The organism is Amycolatopsis dongchuanensis (genome assembly GCF_039542405.1).
GTDB lineage: Bacteria > Actinomycetota > Actinomycetes > Mycobacteriales > Pseudonocardiaceae > Amycolatopsis_E > Amycolatopsis_E sacchari.
In genome coordinates this window covers 1-1982 of the sequence record NZ_BAABIB010000004.1, presented here as the reverse complement: position 1 = coordinate 1982, position 1982 = coordinate 1, and the positions used below count along the sequence as shown (strand labels likewise).

The window sequence follows — 1982 nt, the reverse complement described above, 5'->3', positions numbered from 1 at the left end:
CAACATGATCAACTACCGGACCGGCCAGCCGCCCACCGGGTTACGAGACATCCCTTAGCGATTCGGATGTGCCCGCGCTTCAGCCTTACGACGTATCCGCCGTCAACGCCATGCGTAGGGGGCCGCTACCCGACGGTGGCCAGCACCGCCGCGAGGCCCTCTCGCAGATCCCTGACGAAATACTCCGGAACCTCCAGTGACGGGAAGTGCCCTCCGGCTTCAGGAGCCCTCCAGCGGACGATCTGCCGATACCGCTCCTGAGCCCAGGGGCGCGGACACTTTTCGATGTCGCGGGGGTACATGGTGATCGCCGACGGAACGTCGACCCGGAGTTCGGGATCGAGTGAATTGTGGCTTTCGTAGTAGATGCGGGCCGAAGATGCGCCGGTCCGCGTCAGCCAATACAGAGTCACGTCGTCGAGAACCCTGTCCACAGAAATCGTCTCGAACGGGCTGTCTTCGGTGTCCGTCCATTCCGCGAACTTGTCGAAGATCCAGGCGAGAAGGCCGACCGGGGAATCGACGAGCGAGTAACCGATGGTCTGCGGCCGGGTCGCCTGCTGCTTCGCGTACGCCGCGCGGTGGCGCCAGAAGTGGTGGATTTCCTCGGCCCACCTGCGCTCGACGGCCGTGAGCCCCTCCGTCGTCAGCCCGGGCGGTCCCGCCGCGAACGTCGTGTGGATGCCGAGAACCTGCTCGGGGAACCTGCCGCCGAGAACCGTTGTGATGTTGCCTCCCCAGTCGCCGCCGTGGGCGGTGAACCTGCGGTAGCCGAGCCTTTCCATCAGTTCCACCCAGGCCGCCGCGATCTTTTCGGTTCCCCACCCGGTGGTGGTCGGCTTGTCGCTGTAACCGAAGCCCGGGAGCGAGGGAACCACGACGTGGAACGCGGGCGCGTCCACGTTTTCCGGATCTGCCAGTTCGTCCACAACGTCGACGAACTCGGCGATGCTGCCCGGCCAGCCGTGCGTCAAGAGCAGGGGAACGGCATCCGCACGGGCGGATCGGCGGTGCAGGAAGTGGATCCCCAGACCATCGATCGTCGTCCGGAACTGGCCGATCCGGTTGAGGCGCTCCTCGAAGGCCCGCCAGTCGTATTCCGTGCGCCAGTAGTCCACGACATCGACGAGGTCGGTGAGGGGAACGCCCTGATCCCACCGGGGAGGGCCGGAGCCGGCGTGATGGACCGTCTCGGCCTCCGGTAGCCGCGCCGCGGACAGGCGCGAACGCAGATCGTCGAGGTCGGCTTGAGGTGCGTTGGCTTCGAACACTCGCACGTCGCTGGGCATGGAACCTCCTGACCATCGCGGAACCGGCTAAGACGGTTCTAGCATCCTGTGCTGGCTACAGGCAACCGGCTAAGGTGGTTCCATGCGTGTCGAGCTCCCTGACTTCCGCCTCGGTAGTGTGCTGGCGACGAGCTTCACGGGGACCTTGTCGGAGCGTCATGGCGAGCCCGTGGAGCGCATTCCCACGCCACAGCGGCTCATCGACTGGCTCGCGGTGTACGGCCTCGCTGTGGACTCCTGCACCACCGCGCAGCTGGAACTCGCACGAGAACTCAGGGAGGCGATCCACGCCGCGGCGACAGCGGCCGCGAGTCGAGATCCACTCCCCGGTTCCGCTGTCCAGGTCATCAACGACCGCAGCGTGCAGGGGCGGGCCGCGGCCGTCCTGACGCCCGAGGGTGAGCGGCGGTGGCGGCTCAGCTCGGCTTCGCGCGTGGAAGACGCTCTGGGCGTCATCGCCGCCGACGCCATCAGCATCATTTCCGGGGAACGGGACGGAAGGCTGGCGTTGTGCGCCTCGCCGACCTGCCGAGCCGCCTTCTTCGACACAAGCCAAAGCCGCACCCGTAGGTGGTGTGACATGAACACGTGCGGGAATCGTCAGAAGAAGGCGCGCCTCAAGGCCAAGCAGCGGGCTTACAACTCGTTTCATAATGAAGTCGGCAGCTTGCGGTAGCAGATGAGGACGCAGGC

The 1982-nt window shown here is 65.9% G+C and carries 2 protein-coding genes; one reads left to right on the top strand and one right to left on the bottom strand.

The features are described from left to right. Positions 1 to 125: 125 nt before the first annotated feature. Positions 126 to 1289 carry an epoxide hydrolase family protein gene (locus tag ABFX51_RS00320; protein ID WP_346051293.1) on the bottom strand — a complete coding sequence of 388 codons (1164 nt, stop codon included), beginning with the start codon at positions 1287 to 1289 and terminating at the stop codon, positions 126 to 128. A gap of 82 nt (positions 1290 to 1371) precedes the next feature. Here ABFX51_RS00320 and ABFX51_RS00315 point away from each other — a divergent pair, with 82 nt between their 5' ends. Next, positions 1372 to 1965 (top strand): CGNR zinc finger domain-containing protein, encoded by a 594-nt coding sequence (locus ABFX51_RS00315; RefSeq protein WP_346051291.1) that lies wholly within the window; start codon positions 1372 to 1374, stop codon positions 1963 to 1965. Positions 1966 to 1982: the final 17 nt, after the last annotated feature.